The sequence below is a fragment of the Pseudomonas sp. GW458-11-26-14-LB4 genome, from assembly GCF_059423925.1.
The window spans coordinates 21,019-41,912 of record NZ_JBWKYU010000007.1 but is presented as its reverse complement, the minus strand read 5'-3'; the positions used below and the strand labels follow the sequence as shown (position 1 = coordinate 41,912).

Here is a 20,894-nt window from a genome sequence, read left to right as displayed (position 1 = left end):
CAGAGTCTAGATACACATTCTTATCTTTGGCCAGGCAAGCTCGCCCATTGCACCAGCAACGCTTCCAGCAGCAACGCCGCATTGAGGTTGGCCTTGCTCAGGACTTTCTGGCGCTGGGCGAGGATCCAGTCCTGAATATCCAGCACTTTAGGCTGAGCACTTTTCTGCGCCAGGTACTGCACGACCTTGCGCATATCGGTCAGGCCGAGGCCTGCTTCATCCTGGGTCAATTGATAGCGCAGGATCAGGCTCGACCAGTCGCAGAACCAGTCGAACAGCCGCAGCATCGGAATGTTTTTCCACTCCTCGGCCAGTTGCGTCGGCGATTGCTGCTGCTTGAGCAGCTTCTTCACGCCTTCGACAACCTGCGAACGCTGTTCACGCACGCCCTGCCCCTGCAACGTGACGGCGGCCAACGGCGAGCCGGCGGCCAGGGTCAACAGTTCGACCCGTTCGTCTTCGGAACATTCCGGCAATGCCTGAGCCAGCCATTGCAGGCTCATGGATTCGCTCGGCAGCGGACAGGCCTGCTGCACGCAGCGGCTCTTGATGGTCGGCAACAACCGGCTCGGCTGGTGGCTGACCAGCAGCAGCACGGTATCGCCGGACGGCTCCTCAAGGCTCTTGAGCAAGGCGTTGGCGGCGTTGATGTTCATCGACTCCACCGGTTCGATCAGCACCACCTTGCGCCCGCCCAGTTGTGCGGTCTGCACCACGAAACTGACCAGATCACGCACCTGGTCGACCTTGATCGCCTTGTCCGCTTCCTCCGGTTCGAGGATGTAATTGTCCGGGTGGCTGCCGGCCTTGAGCAGCAGACAGGATTTGCACTCGCCGCAGGCTTCAGGCGTCGGACGCTGGCACAGCAGGCTGGCCATCAGTCGCTCGGCCAGCGCGCGCTTGCCGATCCCGGCCGGCCCGTGCAGCAGATACGCGTGGGCATGCTGAGTGCGACCGGCCAGTTGCTGCCAGAGGCTGTCCTGCCACGGATAGGCCTCAGCCACGGCTCAGCTCCAGCAAATTCGGAATCAGGGTATCCAGCGATTGTTGAACCTTGGCCAACGGCTGACCGGCGTCGATCCGCACGTAACGCGCCGGATCGGCTTCGGCGCGCTTGAGGAAAGCACTGCGTACGGCCTCGAAAAACTCACGGCCTTCCAGCTCGAAACGATCCAGACGTCCACGAGCACTGGCGCGGGCCAAACCGATTTCCACCGGCAGATCGAAAATCAGCGTCAGGTCGGGACGCAAGTCGCCCTGCACGAAAGTCTCCAGCGCCGCGATGCGCTCCAGCGACAAGCCACGACCGCCACCCTGATAGGCGTAAGTCGAATCGGTGAAACGGTCACACAGCACGACCGCACCACGGGCCAGTGCCGGTCGAATGACTTCAGCCAGATGCTGGGCACGGGCGGCGAACACCAGCAACAGCTCGGTGTCCGGATTCATCACTTCGTCGACCGGGGCCAGCAACACCTCACGAATGCGCTCGGCCAGCGGCGTACCGCCGGGCTCGCGGGTCAGCACCACTTCAATACCGGCGGCGCGCAGGCGCTCGGCGAGGTATTCGCGGTTGGTGCTTTTGCCGGCGCCTTCCGGGCCTTCCAGGGTAATAAACAAGCCAGTCACAGGCAGTCCTTAATCAAAGTCATTGCGTGTTTTGGGGAGCGGAGGCTTCCGGTTCCGGCGTCGGCGCAGGCTCTTGAGCAGGCGGCTGCGGCAACGACTCCGGTGCAGTGTCGGGAGAGGCGGCAGGTATCGCCTCCTCGGCTGCCGGAGCGGTTTCGGGCGCAGTCGTCGGCGCCGGGCTCGAGCGGTAATCCGCGCGCCGCTTGAGCTGGTACTCGCGCACCGCATTGTTGTGCGCGTCCAGATCATCGGAGAACACGTGACTGCCATCGCCCCGGGCAACAAAGTAGAGGCTGGTGCCATCCACCGGGTTGAGTGCGGCGTGAATGGCTTCACGTCCGACCATGGCGATCGGCGTCGGCGGCAGGCCGGGAATCATGTACGTGTTGTACGGCGTGGCTTCCTTGAGATGCGCACGAGTCAGCTTGCCGTTGTAGCGGTCACCCAGGCCGTAGATCACCGTCGGATCGGTCTGCAGCTGCATGCCCAGCGCCATGCGACGTACAAAGACGCCGGCAATCTGGCCACGTTCCTGAGGCACGCCGGTTTCCTTCTCCACCAGCGACGCCATGATCAGCGCCTGATAGGGCTCGGTGTAAGGCACGTCGGCGGAGCGTTTTTCCCACTCCTTGGCCAGCACTTCGTCGAGACGGTCGAAAGCCTTTTTCAGCAGTTCGGTATCGGTCACGCCGCGCACGAAGCGGTAGGTATCGGGGAAGAAGCGGCCTTCAGGGAACAGGCCCTTGTGACCGATTTTGGCCATCACATCACTGTCGCTCAGGCCGTTGAGGGTCTGCTCGATCTTTTCATCTTTGGCCAGCGCGGCGCGCACTTGATGGAAATTCCAGCCTTCGACCAGGGTCAGGCTGTACTGAACCACATCGCCGCGCTTCCACAGGTCGATCAGGCCGTTGACGGTCATGCCCGGCTGCATGCGGTATTCACCGCTGTGAATCGGCGTGCCGGCGAGGTTGAAACGCCAATAGACCCGCAGCCAGAACGCGTCCTTGATGACGCCATCGGCTTCGAGTCCAAGAAAAGTACGGGTCGGGGTGGATCCCTTGGGCACATCCAGCAGTTCTTCCTGCGTGATGTTCAGGGGCTGTTCCAGTGCCGAATGAATCTTCCAGGCGCTGGCGCCCAACAGCAGCCCTGCCAGAACCAGTCCGGTTTCCAGCAGCAGCAAAAGTTTACGTCTCACGAATCAGGCATCCAGTAGCGCGCGGGCAATGGTTTGCAGTTTACGGGTGAGCGGGCCAACCGGCCAGCTCAGAGCAGCACAGGCGCGTACCGGCCAGACGCCATACACGCTGTTGCAGACAAAGACTTCATCGGCCCATTGCAGCTGTTCGAGGGGGATGTCGGTGATTTGCACGGGGATGCCCAGGGACTCTGCCTGAAACAATATTTCTGCGCGCATCACCCCGGCCACGCCGCAGCGTTTCAGGTCCGCCGTGATCAGCACACCGTCACGCACCAGAAACAGATTGCTGAACACGCCTTCGATCACCCGACCGGCCTGATCGAGCATCAAACCTTCGGCGTGTTCACTGTCCTGCCATTCGGCGCGGGCAATAACCTGTTCCAGTCGATTGAGGTGTTTGAGCCCGGCGAGCAACGGCTGTCTGGACAAACGCGTGCTACACGGAAACAGGCGAACGCCCTGCTCGGCGTGGGCCGCTGGATAAGCGGCGGGAGGATTGCCTTGCAGAATGCGTCGGCCCTGCGCTGAAGGATCCGGCGCATAACCGCGCAATCCGTCGCCACGGGTGAGGATGAGTTTGAGCACGCCCTCGCCCATCGCGGCGGCATAGGATTGCAGCTCATGGCGAACCCGCTCGATGTCGGCTGCGATGGCCAGACGCGCACAGCCGTCGGCCAGACGCGTCAGATGCCGATCCAGCAGCAACGGCTGACCGCCTCGCACGGCGATGGTCTCGAACAGACCGTCGCCGTAAGCCAGGCCGCGATCTTTCAGCGACAGAGCGTCAGCCGGCAGACCGTCGACCCAGCAGTCCATCAGCCGGCGAACCGACGGAACGCCAACGTGCCGTTGGTGCCGCCAAACCCGAACGAGTTGGACAGCACGACATCGATATCCATATTGCGCGCGGTGTGCGGCACGAAATCGAGGTCGCAGCCTTCGTCCGGCTCTTCGAGGTTGATGGTCGGTGGCGCCACCTGGCTGTTGATCGCCAGCACGCTGAAGATCGCCTCGACCGCGCCCGCCGCACCCAGCAGGTGACCGGTCATGGATTTGGTGGAGCTGACTGCCAGTTTGTAGGCGTGATCACCGAACACCGACTTGATCGCGTTGGCTTCGGCAAGGTCACCGGCCGGGGTCGAAGTGCCGTGGGCGTTGATGTATTGCACTTGATCGACGTTGATCTTCGCATCGCGCAGCGCGTTGGTGATGCAGCGTGCAGCACCGGCGCCGTCGGCGGGTGGCGAAGTCATGTGGAAGGCGTCGCCACTGGTGCCGAAACCGATCAGCTCGGCGTAGATGGTCGCGCCACGGGCCTTGGCGTGCTCGAGCTCTTCGAGCACCAGCGCACCGGCGCCGTCGGACAGCACGAAGCCGTCACGGCCCTTGTCCCACGGACGGCTGGCGCGGGTCGGCTCGTCGTTGCGGGTCGACAGCGCACGGGAAGCACCAAAGCCACCCATGCCCAGACCGCACGCGGCCATTTCGGCACCGCCGGCAATCATCACGTCGGCTTCGTCGTACATGATGTTGCGCGCCGCCATGCCGATGCAGTGCGTACCGGTGGTACACGCTGTGGCGATGGCGTAGTTAGGCCCCTGTGCACCCAGGTGGATGGACAGGAAACCGGAAATCATATTGATGATCGAGCCAGGCACAAAGAACGGAGAAATCCGGCGCGGGCCAGTCTCGTGCAGCGTGCGGCTGGTTTCTTCGATGTTGGTCAGACCGCCGATACCCGAACCCATGGCCACGCCAATGCGTTCACGGTTGGCATCGGTGACTTCCAGACCGGCATTGCGTACGGCTTGAAAGCCGGCCGCCAGACCGTACTGAATGAACAGGTCGAGCTTGCGCGCTTCCTTGACCGACAGGTATTCCTCGACATTGAAGCCCTTTACCGAGCCGCCAAAGCGGGTGGAATAGGCAGAAAGGTCGGTGTGTTCGATCAGACCAATGCCACTGCGGCCAGCCAGAATGCCCTGCCAACTGCTCGGCACATCCGTGCCCAGTGGCGACAACATACCCATACCGGTGACTACGACGCGTCTACGCGACACAGCACTCTCCTTTTTCAAATGACGACTTTGCATCAGGCCTAAAGAAAAAACCGCACGCCATGATGGCAGTGCGGTTTTTCCATGACAGCAAGCAACGATTACAAACTATTACGCCTGGTGGCTAGTAACGTAGTCGATTGCAGCTTGTACAGTAGTGATCTTCTCAGCTTCTTCGTCAGGGATTTCGGTCTCGAATTCCTCTTCCAGAGCCATCACCAGCTCAACGGTGTCAAGGGAGTCGGCACCCAGGTCTTCTACGAAGGAAGCGGTGTTGACCACTTCTTCTTCTTTAACACCCAGTTGCTCGGCAACGATTTTCTTGACGCGCTCTTCGATGGTGCTCATACCTTGTTTTCACTCCTAATGGACAAATTCAGGCAGCTGGCCAGTGGGTAAGTGTATAGAAAGACTTTTCAGCTTTTCAACTGAAAGCTTCACTCCTCAAACCCTGCGGCCCTCTGCCTATAAATAGATTGCAGCTTTATAACGGATTTTAGACAGCTCGTATGACATTTTTTTGAAGCAATCCGTCACATTTGAATTACATGTACATCCCGCCGTTAACCGGGATTGTAGCCCCGGTCACGTATGCCGCACCGTCGGATGCAAGAAAAGCGACCACGGACGCGATCTCTTGAGCTTGTCCCAGACGGCCCAGCGGAATCTGCGTCTGCAAGGCTTCACGCTGTGCTTCAGGCAGCTCGCGGGTCATATCGGTGTCGATGAACCCTGGGGTTACCGAGTTGACCGTAATCGAACGCGAACCGACTTCACGCGCCATGGCACGGCTGAAACCTTCCAGACCGGCCTTGGCGGCTGCATAGTTTACTTGGCCAGCGTTGCCCATGGCACCCACCACTGAGCCAATACTGATAATTCGGCCCCAACGCGCCTTGGTCATGCCGCGCAGAACGCCCTTGGACAGGCGATACAGACTGTTCAGGTTGGTATCGATCACGTCGTACCACTCGTCGTCTTTCATGCGCATCATCAGGTTATCGCGGGTGATGCCGGCATTGTTGACCAGAATCGCCACCGGCGCACCGAACTGCTCCTGGATGCTCGCCAGCACTTTGGTGACCGATTCGTCGCTGGTGACGTTCAGTTCGAAACCTGCGCCCTGGATGCCGTTTTCCTTCAGGGTCGCAGCAATACGCTCGGCGCCCGAAGCGGAAGTCGCGGTGCCAACAACGATGGCGCCCTGACGACCCAGTTCCAGTGCGATAGCCTGGCCGATGCCACGGCTTGCGCCGGTGACCAGTGCAACTTTACCTTGCAGACTCATGCAAGCTTCTCCTGATTCAGACAGCCGCTGCGCGAGCAGCAGCAAAAGCGTCTGGGGTATTGAGGTTGGAAGTCGAAACGCCTTCGGCGCAACGTTTGTTCAGACCGGCCAGCACCTTGCCAGGGCCGCACTCGACCAGATTGGTCGCGCCTTTGGCGGCCAGAGTCTGTACGGACTCGACCCAGCGGACCGGCTTGTAGAGTTGCTCCAGCAGATCACGCTTGAGGGTTTCCAGATCCGCCGGCACCTGAGCGCTGACGTTCTGTACCACAGGGATCTGCGGCGCCTGCCAGTCGATGGCAGCGATGGATTCGGCGAAGCGCTCGGCAGCCGGGCGCATCAGCTCGCAGTGCGACGGCACGCTGACCGGCAGCGGCATGGCGCGCTTGGCGCCACGGGCCTTGCAGCCTTCGATGGCGCGCTCAACGGCCGCCTTGGCACCGGCGATCACTACCTGACCCGGGGAGTTGAAGTTCACCGCGCTGACCACTTCGCCCTGCGCCGTTTCAGCACAGGCAGCGAGAACATCGGCATCTTCCAGACCGAGGATGGCAGCCATGCCGCCCTGCCCGGCCGGAACAGCTTCCTGCATCAGCTGGCCACGGCGCTCAACGAGCTTTACCGCATCGGCAAGGCTCAGGCTGCCGGCAGCGACCAGCGCGCTGTATTCACCCAGGCTGTGACCGGCAACGAAGGCCGGACGCGCACCACCTTCCGCCAGCCACAGACGCCACAGGGCGATCGAAGCGGTCAGAATGGCCGGTTGGGTTTTATCGGTTTGATTGAGCAGCTCTTCCGGGCCCTGCTGGGTCAGCGCCCACAGGTCGTAGCCCAGAGCATCGGATGCTTCTTTGAAAGTTTCGAGGATCAACGGATGTTGCGCGCCCAGCTCGGCCAGCATGCCGAGGGACTGCGAACCCTGTCCTGGAAAGACGAATGCGAGGGAAGCAGACATGTAACAAGCCCCTAATGATCTTGTCGTCGGAAAAATGGCATCCCGCTAGAGGGACGCAAGAAACTGACAGTTGGATGGCCCTTTGAACCGGGCGGTCACATTTAAGCATTGTCCGACGAAAACGCCTAAGACAACAAATCCTCCAGACGGCCGTGCAGGCGTTCGGGAAGATTCTCCTGAATCTCGATCAGCGCTCGCTGAATGGCACTCTGAAATCCCTGAACCCCGGCCGAACCGTGACTTTTCACGACAATGCCCTGCAAACCGAGGAAGCTTGCGCCGTTATGTCGCGCCGGTGCCAGATCAGCCTGCAGACGCTTCATCAATGGCAACGCCAGAGCGCCGACAGCGCGGGAGGCGAGGTTTTTCTTGAACAAAGCCTCGATGCGCGCAGCGATCATGGTCGCCAGGCCTTCGCTGGACTTGAGCAGAATATTGCCGACAAAACCATCGCAAACCACCACGTCCGCCTCGCCGCGATACAAACCGTCACCTTCGATGAAGCCGATGTAATTGATGCCCCGGGCAGCCTGCAGCAACGTCGCAGCAAGCTTGACCTGCTGATTGCCCTTGATGTCTTCGGTGCCGATATTCAGCAGCGCGACACGCGGGCGAGCGATACCCAGCGTTTGCGCCGCCACGGAACCCATCACGGCGAACTGCAACAGATGCTCGGCACTGCAATCGACGTTGGCGCCCAGATCAAGCAACTGGCAATAGCCCTTCTGAGTAGGGATCGCGGCGACCATGGCCGGACGATCAATCCCCGGCAGGGTCTTGAGCACAAATCGCGACAGCGCCATCAAGGCACCGGTATTGCCGGCACTGACACAGGCCTGAACCTTGCCGTCACGCAGCAATTCGAGAGCGACACGCATCGACGAGTCCGGCTTGCCACGCAGGGCCTGAGCAGGTTTTTCGTCCATGGTGATGACTTCGGACGCCGGAACAATCGTCAGGCGCGCGCGATCGGCAGCCGATTGGCCGGTGATCAGTTCTTCAAGAAGGGAGGGTTGACCGACGAGGGTCAGGTGCAGCGAGGGCGTAGCAGAAAGGCAAGCAAGGCTGGCCTGAACAATGCTGCGGGGACCGAAGTCCCCGCCCATTGCGTCAATCGCGATGACTTGAGCGGACAAGTGATTACTCGTCAGCGCCCTTGTCGATCACTTTACGGCCACGGTATACGCCTTCTGGCGATACGTGGTGACGCAGGTGAACTTCACCAGTGGTTTTTTCTACAGACAGGGTGCTAGCCTCGAGAGCGTCGTGCGAACGGCGCATGTCACGGGCAGAGCGGGATTTTTTGTTCTGCTGAACAGCCATAATTGATTAACTCCTAAACGTTTGGGTCACGCTTTAACTGCGCCAATACACTGAACGGGTTGGACCGCGTTACCTCGTCCTCGCTCGGTTCGGGCTCATCTGCTCCCGCCGGCTGCTGGCATTCTTCCGGATGATGAGCAGGCACAATGGGCAAGGCGAGCAGAAGCTCCTCCTCGATCAGTGACTGCAGATCCAATGGATCTTCGCCCAGTTCCAGCACGTCATAACCTTTCGGTAACGACTGGGTATTCGCACCCTCCTTCACAACAGCGTAACTGCATTCGCTGTGGATCGGCAGGGTGACCAGCTCAAGACAACGCTGGCAAACCATTTTGACTTCGGTGTCGATAAAGCTGTGGATTACCACAGATTTACGTTCATCTCGTTCAAAAACGAATTTTGCCTGCACCGTACCGACATCGTCGGAAAGCGGGTCGCAGAGTCTCTTCAAATCGGCCAGCAGCAGTTCACCTTGAAGGGTGGTGCCACGGTCAGCCAATTTGCGCGGGTCAACGTGAGGTGGAATCGGGTCATTCAACATAGGCGCAGCATTATAGGGATGCACCCACCCATGTCAAAGGAAATTGTGCCCTGTCCGTCACTTGCGCGCCTCCGCTAGAATCTGTCGCCTGCCTCTGGAGATGCGAATGCTGCCTTTATTACTCGCTTCAAGCTCGACCTATCGTCGGGAATTGCTCAGCCGTCTGCGCCTGCCGTTCGTCTGCAGCTCGCCGGATATCGATGAAAGCCATCGCCCGGACGAGTCGGCAATCGAGCTGGTCAAGCGCCTCGCCGAACAGAAAGCCCGCGCCCTGGCCGACAGCCACCCTGCTCACCTGATCATCGGCTCCGACCAGGTTGCGGTACTCGGCGAGCGCATCATCGGCAAGCCGCACACCTTCGAAAATGCCCGCGAACAACTGATGGCCGCCAGCGGCGCCAGCGTGACCTTCCTCACCGGCCTGGCCCTGCTCAACAGCCAGACCGGCCACTGCCAGGTCGACTGCGTGCCCTTCACCGTAAACATGCGCGTACTGGACCAGGCCCGCGTCGAGCGCTATCTGCACGCCGAGCAACCCTACGACTGCGCCGGCAGCTTCAAGGCCGAAGGATTGGGCGTGAGCCTGTTCCAATCCACCGAAGGCCCGGACGCCACCAGCCTGATCGGCCTGCCACTGATTCGCCTGATCGACATGCTATTGACGGAAGGCGTACAGATTCCCTGACCCACAAAAAACCGGCCCTCAGGCCGGTTTTTCTTGCAGCATTCGATCAGCGTAACGACGGGCCGTTAAAACCCATCCACATTGCCAGTTTCTCGGCAACGCTGGCACCGAGCTTCTTCGAGAAGCGATCGAACGGCGATTCCTGAACGGTGAAGTCCACCAGTTCTTTTTCGCCAATCACGTCACGCGCCACCGAGCTGGCATTGCCCAGACCATCGATCAACCCCAGCGGCAGGGCCTGCTCGCCAGACCAGACCAGCCCGGAGAACAGCTCCGGATGCTCCTTGTCCTTCAGGCGATCACCACGCCCCTGCTTGACGCTATTGATGAACTGCTTGTGCGTGGTATCCAGCACACTTTGCCAGAACGCCGTCTCTTCCGGCTTTTGCGGCTGGAACGGATCGAGGAACGCCTTGTGCTCGCCAGAAGTGTAAGTGCGACGCTCGACGCCAAGCTTCTCCATCGTGCCGACAAACCCGTAACCGGCCGCCGTCACACCAATGGAACCCACCAGACTGGCCTTGTCGGCATAGATCTGATCCGCCGCACTGGCAATGTAATAGGCACCGGAAGCGCCAAGATCGGAAATCACCGCGTACAGCTTGGTGTCAGGATGCAGGCCGCGCAAACGCTTGATCTCGTCATACACATAACCCGACTGCACCGGACTGCCGCCCGGGCTGTTGATGCGCAGGATTACGCCTTTGACCTTCTTATCTTCGAACGCTGCACGCAGGCTGCCGACGATGTTGTCGGCGCTGGCAGGCTCTTTGTCGGCGATCATGCCGGTGACGTCGATCAACGCGGTGTAGTTGGAGCTGCGCGTAGCGCTTTTCTCCATATCCATCAACGGCGTGAACAGAATCAGCGCAACAAACAGATAAACAAAGGTCAGCAACTTGAAGAAGATGCCCCAGCGCCGCGAACGACGCTGCTCCTGCACGCCGGCCAGCAGAGTCTTTTCCAGCAGCTTCCAGCTTTTCGCATCACCGTCGTCGGCAGTTGCCTTGGCCGGTGCTTTCCATTCGTCGGTCATGCCATCCACCCCAGCAAAAACGTATTAAGCCTGCTGCCCCAGCCAGGCGTGCAATTCGGAAAAATGGTCGATCGACAGTCGCGGCTCGAACTGCTGCAGTGATTCGATCGATTGCGCGCCATAACTGACCGCCACCGAATCCATCCCCGCATTGCGCGCCATCAGCAGGTCGAAGGACGAATCGCCGACCATCAACGCCTGTTCGGCACGCACACCGCAGTGAGCGAGTATCTGCTCCAGCATCAGAGGGTGCGGCTTGCTCGCAGTTTCATCCGCAGCGCGGGTGATATCGAAATAATCTTCCCAGCCATTGGCCTTGAGCACCCGATCCAGACCGCGACGATTCTTGCCGGTCGCGACAGCCAGGTGATAGCCCTGCTCGCGAAAGGACGCCATCGACTCGACTACACCTTCGAACAACGGCGAAGGCACGGCTTCTGCAGCGATGTAGTGATCGGCGTAATACTCGCGAAACAAGGTCATTTCGGCATCACTGATTTCGGGATACAGCGTGCGGATCGCCTCGGGCAAGCCCAGACCGATGATGCCCTTGACGGCAAAATCATCACGCAACTCGAAACCGGAGCGCCCGGACGCCGAGTGCATTGCCTCGACAATCCGATGAATGGAATCGGCCAGGGTGCCGTCCCAATCGAAAATCAGCAGCTTGTAATCAGATGGGCGCACTCAATCGCTCCACAGTCTTGGCCCACATTTCATCGACCGGTGCCTGCAACTTGAGCTCACCGCCATCGGGCAGCGGCACGGTCAGCATGTACGCGTGCAGGAACAGGCGCTTGCCGCCCAGATCACGGATTTCCTTACTGAAACCATCATCGCCGTACTTGGTGTCACCGGCAATGCAGTGCCCTGCGTGCAACGTATGGACGCGGATCTGGTGCGTGCGACCGGTGATCGGCTTGGCTTCGATCAAAGTGGCAAAATCGCCAAAGCGACGCAGGACCTTGAACACGGTCACAGACTCCTTGCCCTCCTCCTCGTCGACCTCGACCATGCGCTCCCCGGAGCGCAGATTGCTCTTGCCGAGCGCCGCACGGACTTGCTTGATCGAGGTCGCCCAATTGCCGCGAACCAGTGCCATGTAACGCTTGTCGACACCGTCACCGCGCAACGCGGCATGCAAGTGGCGCAACATGCTGCGCTTCTTGGCGATCATCAGCAGGCCGGAGGTGTCGCGATCGAGACGGTGAACCAGTTCCAGCTCCTTGGCATCGGGGCGCAACTGACGAAAGGCTTCGATAACGCCGTAATTCAGGCCGCTGCCACCGTGAACCGCAATGCCGGCGGGCTTGTTGATCACGATCAGGGCCTTGTCTTCGTAGACAATCGAGGCTTCCAGGCGCTGCAACAGGCCTTGGGCCAAAGGCACCGGCTCGTCACGCTCAGGCACACGAACAGGCGGCACGCGCACGATGTCGCCGGCCTGCAGCTTGTATTCGGGCTTGATCCGACCTTTGTTCACACGCACTTCGCCTTTGCGCAAAATGCGGTAAATCAAGGTCTTGGGCACGCCTTTGAGCCGGGCGAGGAGGAAATTGTCGATTCGTTGGCCGGCATATTCCGGCGAGACCTCAAGCAATTGAACGCCTGGAGTCGAAGGGGCAGTAGTCGTCATGGCGCCGATGATAACAATTTTTATGGAATTGAAGCACTTAATCATTGCTGCTATAGTCGCGAACGCCGCCAAAAGCGGCCTGGACAGCGGAACCACGGTCAAAAACCGGCCCTGACCAACGCAATTCACCAGGACGCGAGGCCGTCCTACGGGGCTTTTGCTACGTAACGGTGGAGTTTGCAGCTGTAACAAGCGCAGGTGACATGAGGCCTGAATCACGCCGCAAAGCAGAGTTTTGACTCGCCACGCGAGCCATATTCACGGCCAGTTCACAAAGTGCAGTCAGCCGCGGATGACCCCGAGCGAAGACTCCGGAAACACCGCCTGAATTAGCCATGATGCGTGACCTCCCCTTTCGGAGCTCACGGTAAATGCCAACCCGCTGCGGATTCTGCGCGCGGCAGCACCCGAATTATCAGGGATACGTGTAGGGTGGAGATGCACAACCGCTGGACTGTGTAGCAACAGGTTTTATCAAGACGCTTCATCTCGTCCACAGCCACCGGTTGATTCCTCCTCCTGACTGAGTGCTTAAGTAGCCACAGCAAGCAGGACGCGTACGTCGCGATAACGGCCCAATTGGCCGGACATCGCTGGACACGGGAATGGCCAACCACTCCCGACGCACCTGACACCGACCGTGAGAAGTCGTGTGTGCCGAACGCCGTTTCCGGCAGCCCGGAAACCGACGGTACTACATGAAAAGAATGCTGATTAACGCAACTCAACCCGAAGAGTTGCGTGTTGCACTGGTAGATGGCCAGCGCCTCTACGACCTGGACATCGAATCCGGTGCACGCGAGCAGAAAAAGGCCAACATCTATAAAGGCCGCATCACTCGCATCGAACCAAGCCTTGAGGCTGCCTTTGTCGATTTCGGCTCCGAGCGCCACGGCTTCCTGCCCCTCAAAGAAATCTCCCGCGAATACTTCAAGAAAGCCCCTGAAGGCCGCGTCAACATCAAGGACGTCCTGAGCGAAGGCCAGGAAGTCATCGTTCAGGTCGAAAAAGAAGAACGTGGCAACAAGGGCGCAGCCCTGACCACCTTCATCAGCCTGGCCGGTCGTTACCTCGTTCTGATGCCGAACAACCCGCGTGCCGGCGGCATCTCCCGTCGCATCGAAGGCGAAGAGCGCAACGAACTGCGTGAAGCGCTGAACGGTCTGGTCGCTCCAGCCGACATGGGTCTGATCGTGCGCACTGCCGGCCTGGGCCGCAGCAGCGAAGAAATGCAGTGGGACCTCGATTACCTGCTTCAACTGTGGACCGCCATCAAAGAAGCCTCGCTGGATCGTTCCGCGCCATTCCTGATTTACCAGGAAAGCAACGTGATCATCCGCGCCATCCGCGATTACCTGCGCCAGGACATCGGCGAAGTGCTGATCGACAGCGTTGAAGCCCAGGACGAAGCCCTGACCTTCATTCGCCAGGTGATGCCGCAGTACGCCAGCAAGATCAAGCTGTACGAAGACAGCGTTCCGCTGTTCAACCGTTTCCAGATCGAAAGCCAGATCGAGACCGCTTTCCAGCGCGTCGTTGAACTGCCGTCCGGCGGCTCCATCGTCATCGATCCGACCGAAGCCCTGGTGTCCATCGACATCAACTCGGCGCGCGCCACCAAAGGCAGCGACATCGAAGAAACCGCCCTGCAGACCAACCTTGAAGCGGCTGAAGAAATCGCCCGTCAGTTGCGCCTGCGCGACATCGGCGGCCTGATCGTCATCGACTTCATCGACATGACCCCTGCCAAGAACCAGCGCGCCGTGGAAGAGAAAGTCCGCGAATGCCTGGAAGCCGACCGCGCCCGCGTGCAGATCGGTCGCATCTCGCGCTTCGGCCTGCTGGAAATGTCCCGTCAGCGCCTGCGTCCTTCGCTCGGCGAAAGCAGCGGCATCGTCTGCCCGCGCTGCAGCGGCACCGGCATCATCCGTGACGTCGAATCGCTGTCCCTGGCGATCCTGCGCCTGATCGAAGAAGAAGCCCTGAAAGACCGCACCGCCGAAGTTCGCGCTCAAGTGCCGATCCCGGTGGCCGCGTTCCTGCTCAACGAAAAACGCAACTCGATCACCAAGATCGAACTGCGCACCCGCGCCCGCATCGTCATCCTGCCGAACGATCACCTCGAAACCCCGCATTTCGAAGTTCAGCGTCTGCGTGACGACAGCCCGGAAGCCGCGACCAACCAGTCCAGCTACGAAATCGCTGCCGCTGCCGCCGACGTCGAAGACGTCCAGCCAGCCGCCGCGACCCGCACCCTGGTGCGCCAGGAAGCCGCCGTCAAGACCGCTCCGGCCCGCGCCAACGCTCCGGTTCCGACCGAAGTCGCCGCTCCGGCCCCGGCACCTGCTCCGGTTGCCGCGCCAGAGCCAAGCCTGTTCAAAGGCCTGGTGAAGTCGCTGGTCAGCCTGTTCGCCACCAAGGAAGAACCTGTAGCTCCGGTTGTGGTTGAAAAACCAGCCACCGAGCGTCCGGCCCGCAACGAAGAGCGTCGCAACGGTCGTCAGCAGAGCCGCAACCGTAACGGTCGCCGCGATGAAGAACGCAAGCCGCGCGAAGAACGTGCACCGCGTGAAGAGCGCGCCCCACGTGAGCCGCGTGAAGAGCGTCAGCCGCGCGAACCACGTGAAGTCCGCGAGCCGCGCGAATCCCGTGACGAAGCACCGGTAGCCCGCGAAGAACGCGCACCACGCGCCCCTCGTGAAGAACGTGCACCACGTGCTCCACGTGAAGATCGCAAGCCGCGTGGCGAGCGTGAAGAACGCGTACGTGAACTGCGCGAACCTCTGGATGCCGCTCCGGCCGTTGCTGCCGCCGCCACCGCTGAAGAGCGTCCGGCCCGTCAGCCGCGTGAAGAACGTGCGCCACGTCCTCCGCGTGAAGAGCGTCAACCGCGTGCCGAACAGGCCGCTGCTGCCGTCGCTGAAGAAGAAATCACCACCAACGAAGAGCAACTGCCGGAAGACGGTTCGGAGAACGCCGAAGGCGATCGTCCACGCCGCCGCTCCCGTGGTCAGCGTCGTCGCAGCAACCGTCGCGAACGTCAGCGTGATGCCAACGGCAACGTGATCGAAGGTTCGGAAGAATCCGAGTCCGGCGAAAACGCCCAGGCGCCAAGCACTGCCGATCTGGCTGCTGGTCTGGCTGTTACCGCTGCAGTTGCCAGCACCGCGATCAGCGCTCCGGCTGAAGCTCAGGCCCACGAGCAAGCTGAACGCGCTACCGCTGCAACACTGGAAACTGCTCCAGTAGAAGCGCCGGTTGTTGAAGCAACCACTCCGGTAGAAGTAGCTGCCGCTCCGGAAGTCGAAGTGGCTCCGGCTCGCGAAGCTCAGCCTCAGGTTGAAGCGGCTGCCGAACCAGCGGTGACCTTCCAAGCACCAGCCGTAGTTGAAGAGTCGGTTGTCGAAACCGTCGCTGAAACCGTGACCGAAACCGTGCGTGAAGTTCGCGAAGAACAGACCGCATTCAACTGGGTCGCCGAGCCAGCTGTCGCAGAAACACCAGCGCCAGTGGTTGAAGCACCTGTTGTTGAAGAAGCCAAGACTGCCGAGCCAGTAGTGGTTGCCGAACCGGCACCGGTCGTTGAAGCCCCTGTGGTTGAAGCGCCAGTTGTCGCCGAAGCACCTGCCCCGGTAGTTGAAGCGTCTCCAGTTGTCGCGCCGGTCAGCGCCCTGACCCCAAGCGGCCGCGCACCAAACGACCCGCGTGAAGTGCGTCGTCGCAAGCGTGAAGAAGAGCGTCTGCAGAAGGAAGCCGAACTGGCTGCCGCTGCTGCTCCAGTCGCTGCCGAGCCAGTGGTTGCCGAAGTGGTCGAGGCAGCTCCTGCCCCTGTCGCTGAAGAAGTTGCCGTTGAGGCCGTGATTGCCGAAGCACCACGCTCCGTTCAGGAAGCGGTCGAGCAACACGAAGAGGCCCAGGAAAAAGAACACGAGCCTAAACCTCTCGTCTGATTCCAAAGCCAATAAAAAGCCCCGCCTGGTGATCCAGGCGGGGCTTTTTTATGCCTCAAGGTTTTTCAGGATGGCGGGAAAACCAGCGCATCCGGCACGTCGATATCCCACAACACACCCGGATCATCCACCGCGACTTCAATCACTCGTCCTTGGGCAAACAGCGGTCTGGCGCCGCGGTCACCGGACAAAGACATCAGTCCCGCTGCGAACGATCGACCAAACCCGACCGGATGCCCATAGTCACCGTTCAACGTCGGTACGCTGACCGCATCCTCGGCAATCGCCGCCACGACCCGTTCCATGCTCGACGGCAGGATGAACGGCATGTCGCCCAGCACAATCAGCCAGCCATCGGCATCCGGGCAAGCCGCCACACCCGCCGCGATGCTGTCGCCCATTCCCGTGGATTCGATCGAGACAATGTCACACCCATAAGCCTGCGCCATGCGCATTGCCTGCGGGCGCGCCTCGGTCGTCACCAGCACTCGCTGGTCGAGGCTCGCCGGCAGGTTCACCAACACCTGCTCGATCACCGAACGCACCGCGCCATCACGCCCGGTGCAATCGGCCAGCAGCTTGTCCTTGTTGGCACCCGCCACTTCGCGAAAGCGGCTGCCCTCGCCCGCCGCCAGCACAATCACTCCGATGGATCGGCTCATACACTCTCCACTGTTTTCTTCTGCTTGAGCTCGACACCATTCTTGATCGCGACGATTTCGGCCAACAGCGACAAGGCGATTTCCGCCGGGGAATGGCTGCCAATATGCAAACCGATCGGCCCGTGCAAACGGGCGATGGCCGCTTCCGACAAGCCTAGCTCAGCCAGATTTTCCCGACGTTTGCGGCTATTGACCCGCGAGCCGAGCGCACCGACATAGAACGCTTTGGAATCGAGCGCCGTGAGCAGCGCCATGTCGTCCAGCCGTGGATCATGAGTCAGCGCGACAATCGCCGTGCGTTCATCGGTCTGGATGTTCAGCACCGCTTCATCCGGCATACCGGGCACAAACCGCCCATGCTGCTCTTCCCAGCCATAGACGAACTCGGTGCGCGGATCACAGATCAGCACTTCGAAATCCAGCAGCCGCGCCATCTCGGCCACATACCGCGACAACTGCCCGGCGCCGATCAACAGCAGGCGCCAGCGTGGGCCGTAAATGGCACGCAGGGTTTGTCCGTCGAAACTCAATGCGTCGGTCTTGCCGGCCGGTCGCAGCACCACCTCGCCAGTGCCGATGTTCAGCTCGCGAGCGACGATTTCGTGGGCTTCGCAGCGATCCAGCAACTCGGCGACCCACGCCGGATCGCCGACTCGCTCCTCGGTCAGGCGCAGAGTGCCGCCGCACGGCAGGCCGAAACGCGCCGCCTCTTCCTGCGTCACGCCGTAGGTGATCAACTGCACCGGCGGCCCGTCGGCGGGAATCCGTCCGTCGTGCAGCCGGGCGATCAGATCGTCCTCGACGCAACCGCCGGACACCGAACCGATCACCACGCCATCTTCGCGCAACGCGAGCATTGCGCCGGGCGCCCGGGGCGCGGTGCCCCAGGTCTGCACCACGCTGAACAACATCACCCGCTGCCCGGCGCGACGCCATTCGAGCACACTGCGCAGGACATTCAGATCGGCGCTGTCCATCACGCTTGCGCCTTCTGCCAGCCCTGCAACTGGTAGCGCACCGGCAGGTTGCGAATGCGCTGACCGGTGGCGGCGAAGATCGCGTTGCACAGCGCCGGCGCAATCGGCGGCACGCCCGGTTCGCCGACACCACCCAGCGGCACCTCGCCCGGCGGCGTTACCAGATGCACCGCGACTTCCTTCGGCGCCAACGACATGCGTGCCACTTCATACATATGGAAGTTGTCCTGTTGCACCTTGCCGTCCTTGAAGCTGATTTCGCCCCACACGGCATTGCCCAGGCCCATCACACAGGCGCCTTCGAACTGCGAACGGATCCGCTCCGGGTTGATCTGCGGGCCGCAATCCACGGCGATATCGGCCTTGTGCACGATCAGCGTGCCGTCGTCCTTGACCTCGACTTCGATCACCGCCGCCACGTAGGTGACGAAGCTGTAATGCACCGCCAATCCGAGACCACGACCCTTGGGCAGTTGACGACCCCAACCCGCCGCCTTGGCCGCAGTCTCGAGCACGGTGCGCATCCGCCCGGTGTCGATCGGATAACGCTCTGGGGATTCGCCGTAGTTCCATTCTTCACTGAGCGTACGCGGGTCGATCTGCCGATCCGGGCCGAGCAACTTGATCTGATACTTGAGCGGATCTTCCTTGGCCTTGTGCGCCAGTTCGTCGACAAAGCTCTGAATCGCAAAACCATGGGGAATGTTCGACACCGAGCGATACCAGCCCACCCGCGTGTGCACCGTGGCCTCAGGGTTTTCCAGGCGCACGTTGGGAATTGCGTAGGCCATGTTGGTAAAGCCCATGCCCAGCTCGAACGCAGCTTCGTGATTCATGCCCGGCGCAAACAGCGCGGTAATGCTCGGCGCTACCGTGCGGTGCAGCCAGGCGGACGGCAAGCCGTCCTTGCCGACGCCGGCCTTGAGGTATTCGGCGGATACGGTGTGGAAATACGAGTTGTGGATGTCGTCTTCCCGGGTCCATTGCACGCGCACTGCTTTGCCAGGAAATTCCTTGGCGAGCACGGCAGCCTCAACGACGAAGTCCGGTTTGGACTTGCGGCCGAAACCACCGCCGAGCAGTGTCACGTTAAAGGTGACGTTATCGAATGGCAGCCCCAGGCGTTCGGCGATCCGCTCGCGGGTAACCTGCGGCGCCTGGCTCGGTGCCCACGCCTCGCAGGTGCCATCCTTGTAACGGGCGATGGCAACCATCGGCTCCATCGGTGCCTGGGCCAGATGCGGCAAGTAATAAGAGGCTTCCAGAGTGCTGGCGGCACTGCCGATGGCCTTGTCGATGTCGCCAGTGTTGCGTACCACTTTGCCCGGTTTCAGCGAAGCGGCTTCGATCTCCTTGCGATAGGCGACCGAGTCATAAGTGGCGTTCGGGCCATCGTCCCACTCGATCTTCAGCGCTTCACGACCTTTCAATGCCGCCCAGGTGTTGCTGGCCACCACGGCCACGCCGCCCAGTGGCTGGAATTCCGAAGGCAATGGCCGGGGTTCGATCTGGATGACTTTGAGCACGCCCGGCACTTTCAGCGCGGCGCTGTCGTCGACCGACTTGACCTTGCCGCCGTACACCGCCGGACGCGCAATGACCGCGAACAGCATGCCGTCGAAATGCACGTCGGCCCCGTAAACCGCCCTACCATTGACGATGTCGGCACCGTCGATGGCTTTGGTGCCTTCCTTGCCGATGTAACGAAATTCTGACGGCTGCTTGAGCCGCAGGCTGTCACGGGCCGGCACCGTCAGCGCACTGGCCGCAACGGCCAGCTCACCGTAACCCAACTCGCGCCCGGACGGCGTGTGAATGACTTTATGCAGTTGTGCGCGGCATTCGCCGACCGGCACCTTCCACTGCGCGGCGGCGGCCTGCTCCAGCATGGTCCGCGCGGCAGCGCCGCAACGGCGCATCGGTTCGTACCAGTGACGCATGCTGCGCGAGCCGTCGGTGTCCTGGTTGCCGAAGCGCACCTCATCACCCGGCGCCTGCTGAACCTTGACGTGCGCCCAGTCGGCTTCCAGCTCATCGGCGACCACCATGGTCAGGCTGGTGCGCACACCCTGGCCCATTTCCGAACGGTTGCAGACCACGGTCACCGTGCCGTCAGCGGCAATGCTGACGTAGACCTTCGGATCGTCGATCCAGCCGTTCGGCATGCCGTCGGCACCGAACTGCTTCGGCTTGTCTTCGGCCAGCGCATCCTGCCAGCCCCAGCTCGCCGCCAGCACCAACGCACCGGTGGCGCCGACGCCCTTGAGGAAGCCCCGGCGACTCAGGTTGCTCAGGGCGAAATCGTTCGGTAGACGGCTCATGCCTTGGCCTCCTTCAGGTGAGTGGAGGCCTGACGGATCGCGGTCTTGATCCGGTTGTAGGTGCCGCAACGACAAATGTTGCCGACCATCGCCTCTTCAATCTGCTCATCGCTCGGATTCGGGTTGGTCTTGAGCAACGCGGTGGCGGACATGATCTGCCCGCCCTGGCAGTAACCGCATTGAGCCACAGCCGTGTCGAGCCAGGCTTGCTGGACGATCTGACCGACCGGATCGGCGTGCAGGTTGTCGATGGTGGTCACGTTCTGCCCGACCACCGAACCGATCGGGGTGATGCAACTGCGCGCCGGCGCGCCGTCGATATGAATGGTGCATGCACCGCACAGGCCCATGCCGCAGCCGAACTTGGTGCCGTTGTAACCGGCGACGTCACGGATCGCCCACAACAGCGGCATGTCCTCGGTGACATCGAGTGGATGATCTTGACCATTGAGTTTCAGGGTAATCATGGGCACGCCCGCATATTCATGGAGGTTATGGGGTCGAGCCATCTGCCACCGCAGGGACGGTGGTGGTTCGCGCAGATCGGCTCAGGCTAATCAGGCTCTCTTGTGCCGACGGGAACGTCTGCACCGGGCCTTTGGTGGAGCAAATGACTGGTATCGTTAGCTG

The 20,894-nt window shown here is 61.0% G+C and carries 20 protein-coding genes; 2 read left to right on the top strand and 18 right to left on the bottom strand.

Features of this window, described 5'->3' with window-relative positions; all coding sequences use genetic code 11:
• Nucleotides 1-20: 20 nt before the first annotated feature.
• From AC07XZ_RS11065 to AC07XZ_RS11015, 11 genes are all read right to left on the bottom strand, one after another.
• Nucleotides 21-1,004: a DNA polymerase III subunit delta' gene (locus AC07XZ_RS11065; RefSeq protein WP_085745056.1), complete on the bottom strand. Its 984-nt coding sequence runs from the start codon at nt 1,002-1,004 to the stop codon at nt 21-23.
• Complete coding sequence (gene tmk / locus AC07XZ_RS11060) at nt 997-1,629, bottom strand: dTMP kinase (RefSeq protein ID WP_007950797.1); 633 nt, start codon at nt 1,627-1,629, stop codon at nt 997-999. The genes AC07XZ_RS11065 and tmk overlap by 8 nt, the downstream gene beginning before the upstream one ends.
• A 19-nt stretch (nt 1,630-1,648) precedes the next feature.
• A complete protein-coding gene (mltG, locus tag AC07XZ_RS11055) occupies nt 1,649-2,830 on the bottom strand; it encodes an endolytic transglycosylase MltG (protein WP_064383483.1) in 1,182 nt (393 codons plus the stop codon).
• 3 nt (nt 2,831-2,833) lie between these two features.
• Entirely contained in the window at nt 2,834-3,649 is an 816-nt protein-coding gene (gene pabC, locus AC07XZ_RS11050) for an aminodeoxychorismate lyase (RefSeq protein WP_064383485.1), read from the bottom strand.
• Nucleotides 3,649-4,893, bottom strand: coding sequence for a beta-ketoacyl-ACP synthase II (gene fabF, locus AC07XZ_RS11045; RefSeq protein WP_041475396.1), 1,245 nt, complete (start codon nt 4,891-4,893; stop codon nt 3,649-3,651). The genes pabC and fabF overlap by 1 nt, the downstream gene beginning before the upstream one ends.
• A gap of 108 nt (nt 4,894-5,001) precedes the next feature.
• A complete protein-coding gene (gene acpP, locus AC07XZ_RS11040; protein WP_003175607.1) occupies nt 5,002-5,238 on the bottom strand; it encodes an acyl carrier protein in 237 nt (78 codons plus the stop codon).
• A 196-nt stretch (nt 5,239-5,434) separates the two neighbouring features.
• Nucleotides 5,435-6,178 carry a 3-oxoacyl-ACP reductase FabG gene (gene fabG, locus AC07XZ_RS11035; RefSeq protein ID WP_007950790.1) on the bottom strand — a complete coding sequence of 248 codons (744 nt, stop codon included), beginning with the start codon at nt 6,176-6,178 and terminating at the stop codon, nt 5,435-5,437.
• 16 nt (nt 6,179-6,194) lie between these two features.
• Entirely contained in the window at nt 6,195-7,133 is a 939-nt protein-coding gene (fabD, locus tag AC07XZ_RS11030; RefSeq protein ID WP_102686508.1) for an ACP S-malonyltransferase, read from the bottom strand.
• Nucleotides 7,134-7,258: 125 nt separating this feature from the next.
• Nucleotides 7,259-8,269 carry a phosphate acyltransferase PlsX gene (gene plsX, locus AC07XZ_RS11025; protein WP_074688106.1) on the bottom strand — a complete coding sequence of 337 codons (1,011 nt, stop codon included), beginning with the start codon at nt 8,267-8,269 and terminating at the stop codon, nt 7,259-7,261.
• A gap of 4 nt (nt 8,270-8,273) precedes the next feature.
• Nucleotides 8,274-8,456 carry a 50S ribosomal protein L32 gene (gene rpmF, locus AC07XZ_RS11020; protein WP_003179396.1) on the bottom strand — a complete coding sequence of 61 codons (183 nt, stop codon included), beginning with the start codon at nt 8,454-8,456 and terminating at the stop codon, nt 8,274-8,276.
• A gap of 13 nt (nt 8,457-8,469) precedes the next feature.
• Complete coding sequence (locus AC07XZ_RS11015) at nt 8,470-8,997, bottom strand: YceD family protein (protein ID WP_003204262.1); 528 nt, start codon at nt 8,995-8,997, stop codon at nt 8,470-8,472.
• 106 nt (nt 8,998-9,103) lie between these two features.
• Between AC07XZ_RS11015 and AC07XZ_RS11010 the strand changes: the two genes are divergently transcribed.
• The gene (locus AC07XZ_RS11010; protein WP_102686509.1) at nt 9,104-9,682 is read left to right on the top strand and encodes a Maf family protein; all 579 of its coding nucleotides are present in this window, start codon (nt 9,104-9,106) and stop codon (nt 9,680-9,682) included.
• A 46-nt stretch (nt 9,683-9,728) separates the two neighbouring features.
• Here the strand turns inward: AC07XZ_RS11010 and sppA are convergent, their stop codons facing one another.
• Genes sppA through rluC form a run of 3 tightly spaced genes read right to left on the bottom strand, consistent with a single transcriptional unit; the run spans nt 9,729 to nt 12,354 of the window.
• Nucleotides 9,729-10,718 carry a signal peptide peptidase SppA gene (gene sppA, locus AC07XZ_RS11005; RefSeq protein WP_102686510.1) on the bottom strand — a complete coding sequence of 330 codons (990 nt, stop codon included), beginning with the start codon at nt 10,716-10,718 and terminating at the stop codon, nt 9,729-9,731.
• Nucleotides 10,719-10,742: 24 nt separating this feature from the next.
• Complete coding sequence (locus AC07XZ_RS11000; protein WP_085607333.1) at nt 10,743-11,405, bottom strand: HAD-IA family hydrolase; 663 nt, start codon at nt 11,403-11,405, stop codon at nt 10,743-10,745.
• Complete coding sequence (gene rluC / locus AC07XZ_RS10995; RefSeq protein ID WP_007950779.1) at nt 11,392-12,354, bottom strand: 23S rRNA pseudouridine(955/2504/2580) synthase RluC; 963 nt, start codon at nt 12,352-12,354, stop codon at nt 11,392-11,394. Before rluC ends, AC07XZ_RS11000 begins: the two co-directional genes overlap by 14 nt.
• 698 nt (nt 12,355-13,052) lie before the next feature.
• Between rluC and rne the strand changes: the two genes are divergently transcribed.
• The gene (gene rne, locus AC07XZ_RS10990) at nt 13,053-16,304 is read left to right on the top strand and encodes a ribonuclease E (protein WP_102686511.1); all 3,252 of its coding nucleotides are present in this window, start codon (nt 13,053-13,055) and stop codon (nt 16,302-16,304) included.
• A gap of 65 nt (nt 16,305-16,369) precedes the next feature.
• On the opposite strand, the gene AC07XZ_RS10985 is transcribed toward rne, so the two are convergent.
• Genes AC07XZ_RS10985 through AC07XZ_RS10970 form a run of 4 tightly spaced genes read right to left on the bottom strand, consistent with a single transcriptional unit; the run spans nt 16,370 to nt 20,731 of the window.
• Complete coding sequence (locus AC07XZ_RS10985) at nt 16,370-16,966, bottom strand: nucleotidyltransferase family protein (protein WP_085745061.1); 597 nt, start codon at nt 16,964-16,966, stop codon at nt 16,370-16,372.
• Entirely contained in the window at nt 16,963-17,943 is a 981-nt protein-coding gene (locus AC07XZ_RS10980) for an XdhC family protein (protein WP_102686512.1), read from the bottom strand. The genes AC07XZ_RS10985 and AC07XZ_RS10980 overlap by 4 nt, the downstream gene beginning before the upstream one ends.
• A complete protein-coding gene (locus AC07XZ_RS10975) occupies nt 17,943-20,264 on the bottom strand; it encodes a xanthine dehydrogenase family protein molybdopterin-binding subunit (protein WP_085745063.1) in 2,322 nt (773 codons plus the stop codon). The genes AC07XZ_RS10980 and AC07XZ_RS10975 overlap by 1 nt, the downstream gene beginning before the upstream one ends.
• Nucleotides 20,261-20,731, bottom strand: a complete 471-nt coding sequence (locus tag AC07XZ_RS10970) for a (2Fe-2S)-binding protein (RefSeq protein ID WP_039770687.1) — start codon at nt 20,729-20,731, stop codon at nt 20,261-20,263. The genes AC07XZ_RS10975 and AC07XZ_RS10970 overlap by 4 nt, the downstream gene beginning before the upstream one ends.
• Between the last annotated feature and the right edge of the window lie 163 nt (nt 20,732-20,894).

What these genes read in the sequence shown, in the direction of transcription:
- pabC (WP_064383485.1), bottom strand. Translation starts at nt 3,649, where the DNA reads ATGGACTGCTGGGTCGACGGTCTGCCGGCTGACGCTCTGTCGCTGAAA.
- acpP (WP_003175607.1), bottom strand. Translation starts at nt 5,238, where the DNA reads ATGAGCACCATCGAAGAGCGCGTCAAGAAAATCGTTGCCGAGCAACTG.
- fabG (WP_007950790.1), bottom strand. Translation starts at nt 6,178, where the DNA reads ATGAGTCTGCAAGGTAAAGTTGCACTGGTCACCGGCGCAAGCCGTGGC.
- fabD (WP_102686508.1), bottom strand. Translation starts at nt 7,133, where the DNA reads ATGTCTGCTTCCCTCGCATTCGTCTTTCCAGGACAGGGTTCGCAGTCC.
- rpmF (WP_003179396.1), bottom strand. Translation starts at nt 8,456, where the DNA reads ATGGCTGTTCAGCAGAACAAAAAATCCCGCTCTGCCCGTGACATGCGC.
- AC07XZ_RS11015 (WP_003204262.1), bottom strand. Translation starts at nt 8,997, where the DNA reads ATGTTGAATGACCCGATTCCACCTCACGTTGACCCGCGCAAATTGGCT.
- AC07XZ_RS11010 (WP_102686509.1), top strand. Translation starts at nt 9,104, where the DNA reads ATGCTGCCTTTATTACTCGCTTCAAGCTCGACCTATCGTCGGGAATTG.
- sppA (WP_102686510.1), bottom strand. Translation starts at nt 10,718, where the DNA reads ATGACCGACGAATGGAAAGCACCGGCCAAGGCAACTGCCGACGACGGT.
- rluC (WP_007950779.1), bottom strand. Translation starts at nt 12,354, where the DNA reads ATGACGACTACTGCCCCTTCGACTCCAGGCGTTCAATTGCTTGAGGTC.
- rne (WP_102686511.1), top strand. Translation starts at nt 13,053, where the DNA reads ATGAAAAGAATGCTGATTAACGCAACTCAACCCGAAGAGTTGCGTGTT.
- AC07XZ_RS10985 (WP_085745061.1), bottom strand. Translation starts at nt 16,966, where the DNA reads ATGAGCCGATCCATCGGAGTGATTGTGCTGGCGGCGGGCGAGGGCAGC.
- AC07XZ_RS10980 (WP_102686512.1), bottom strand. Translation starts at nt 17,943, where the DNA reads ATGGACAGCGCCGATCTGAATGTCCTGCGCAGTGTGCTCGAATGGCGT.
- AC07XZ_RS10975 (WP_085745063.1), bottom strand. Translation starts at nt 20,264, where the DNA reads ATGAGCCGTCTACCGAACGATTTCGCCCTGAGCAACCTGAGTCGCCGG.
- AC07XZ_RS10970 (WP_039770687.1), bottom strand. Translation starts at nt 20,731, where the DNA reads ATGATTACCCTGAAACTCAATGGTCAAGATCATCCACTCGATGTCACC.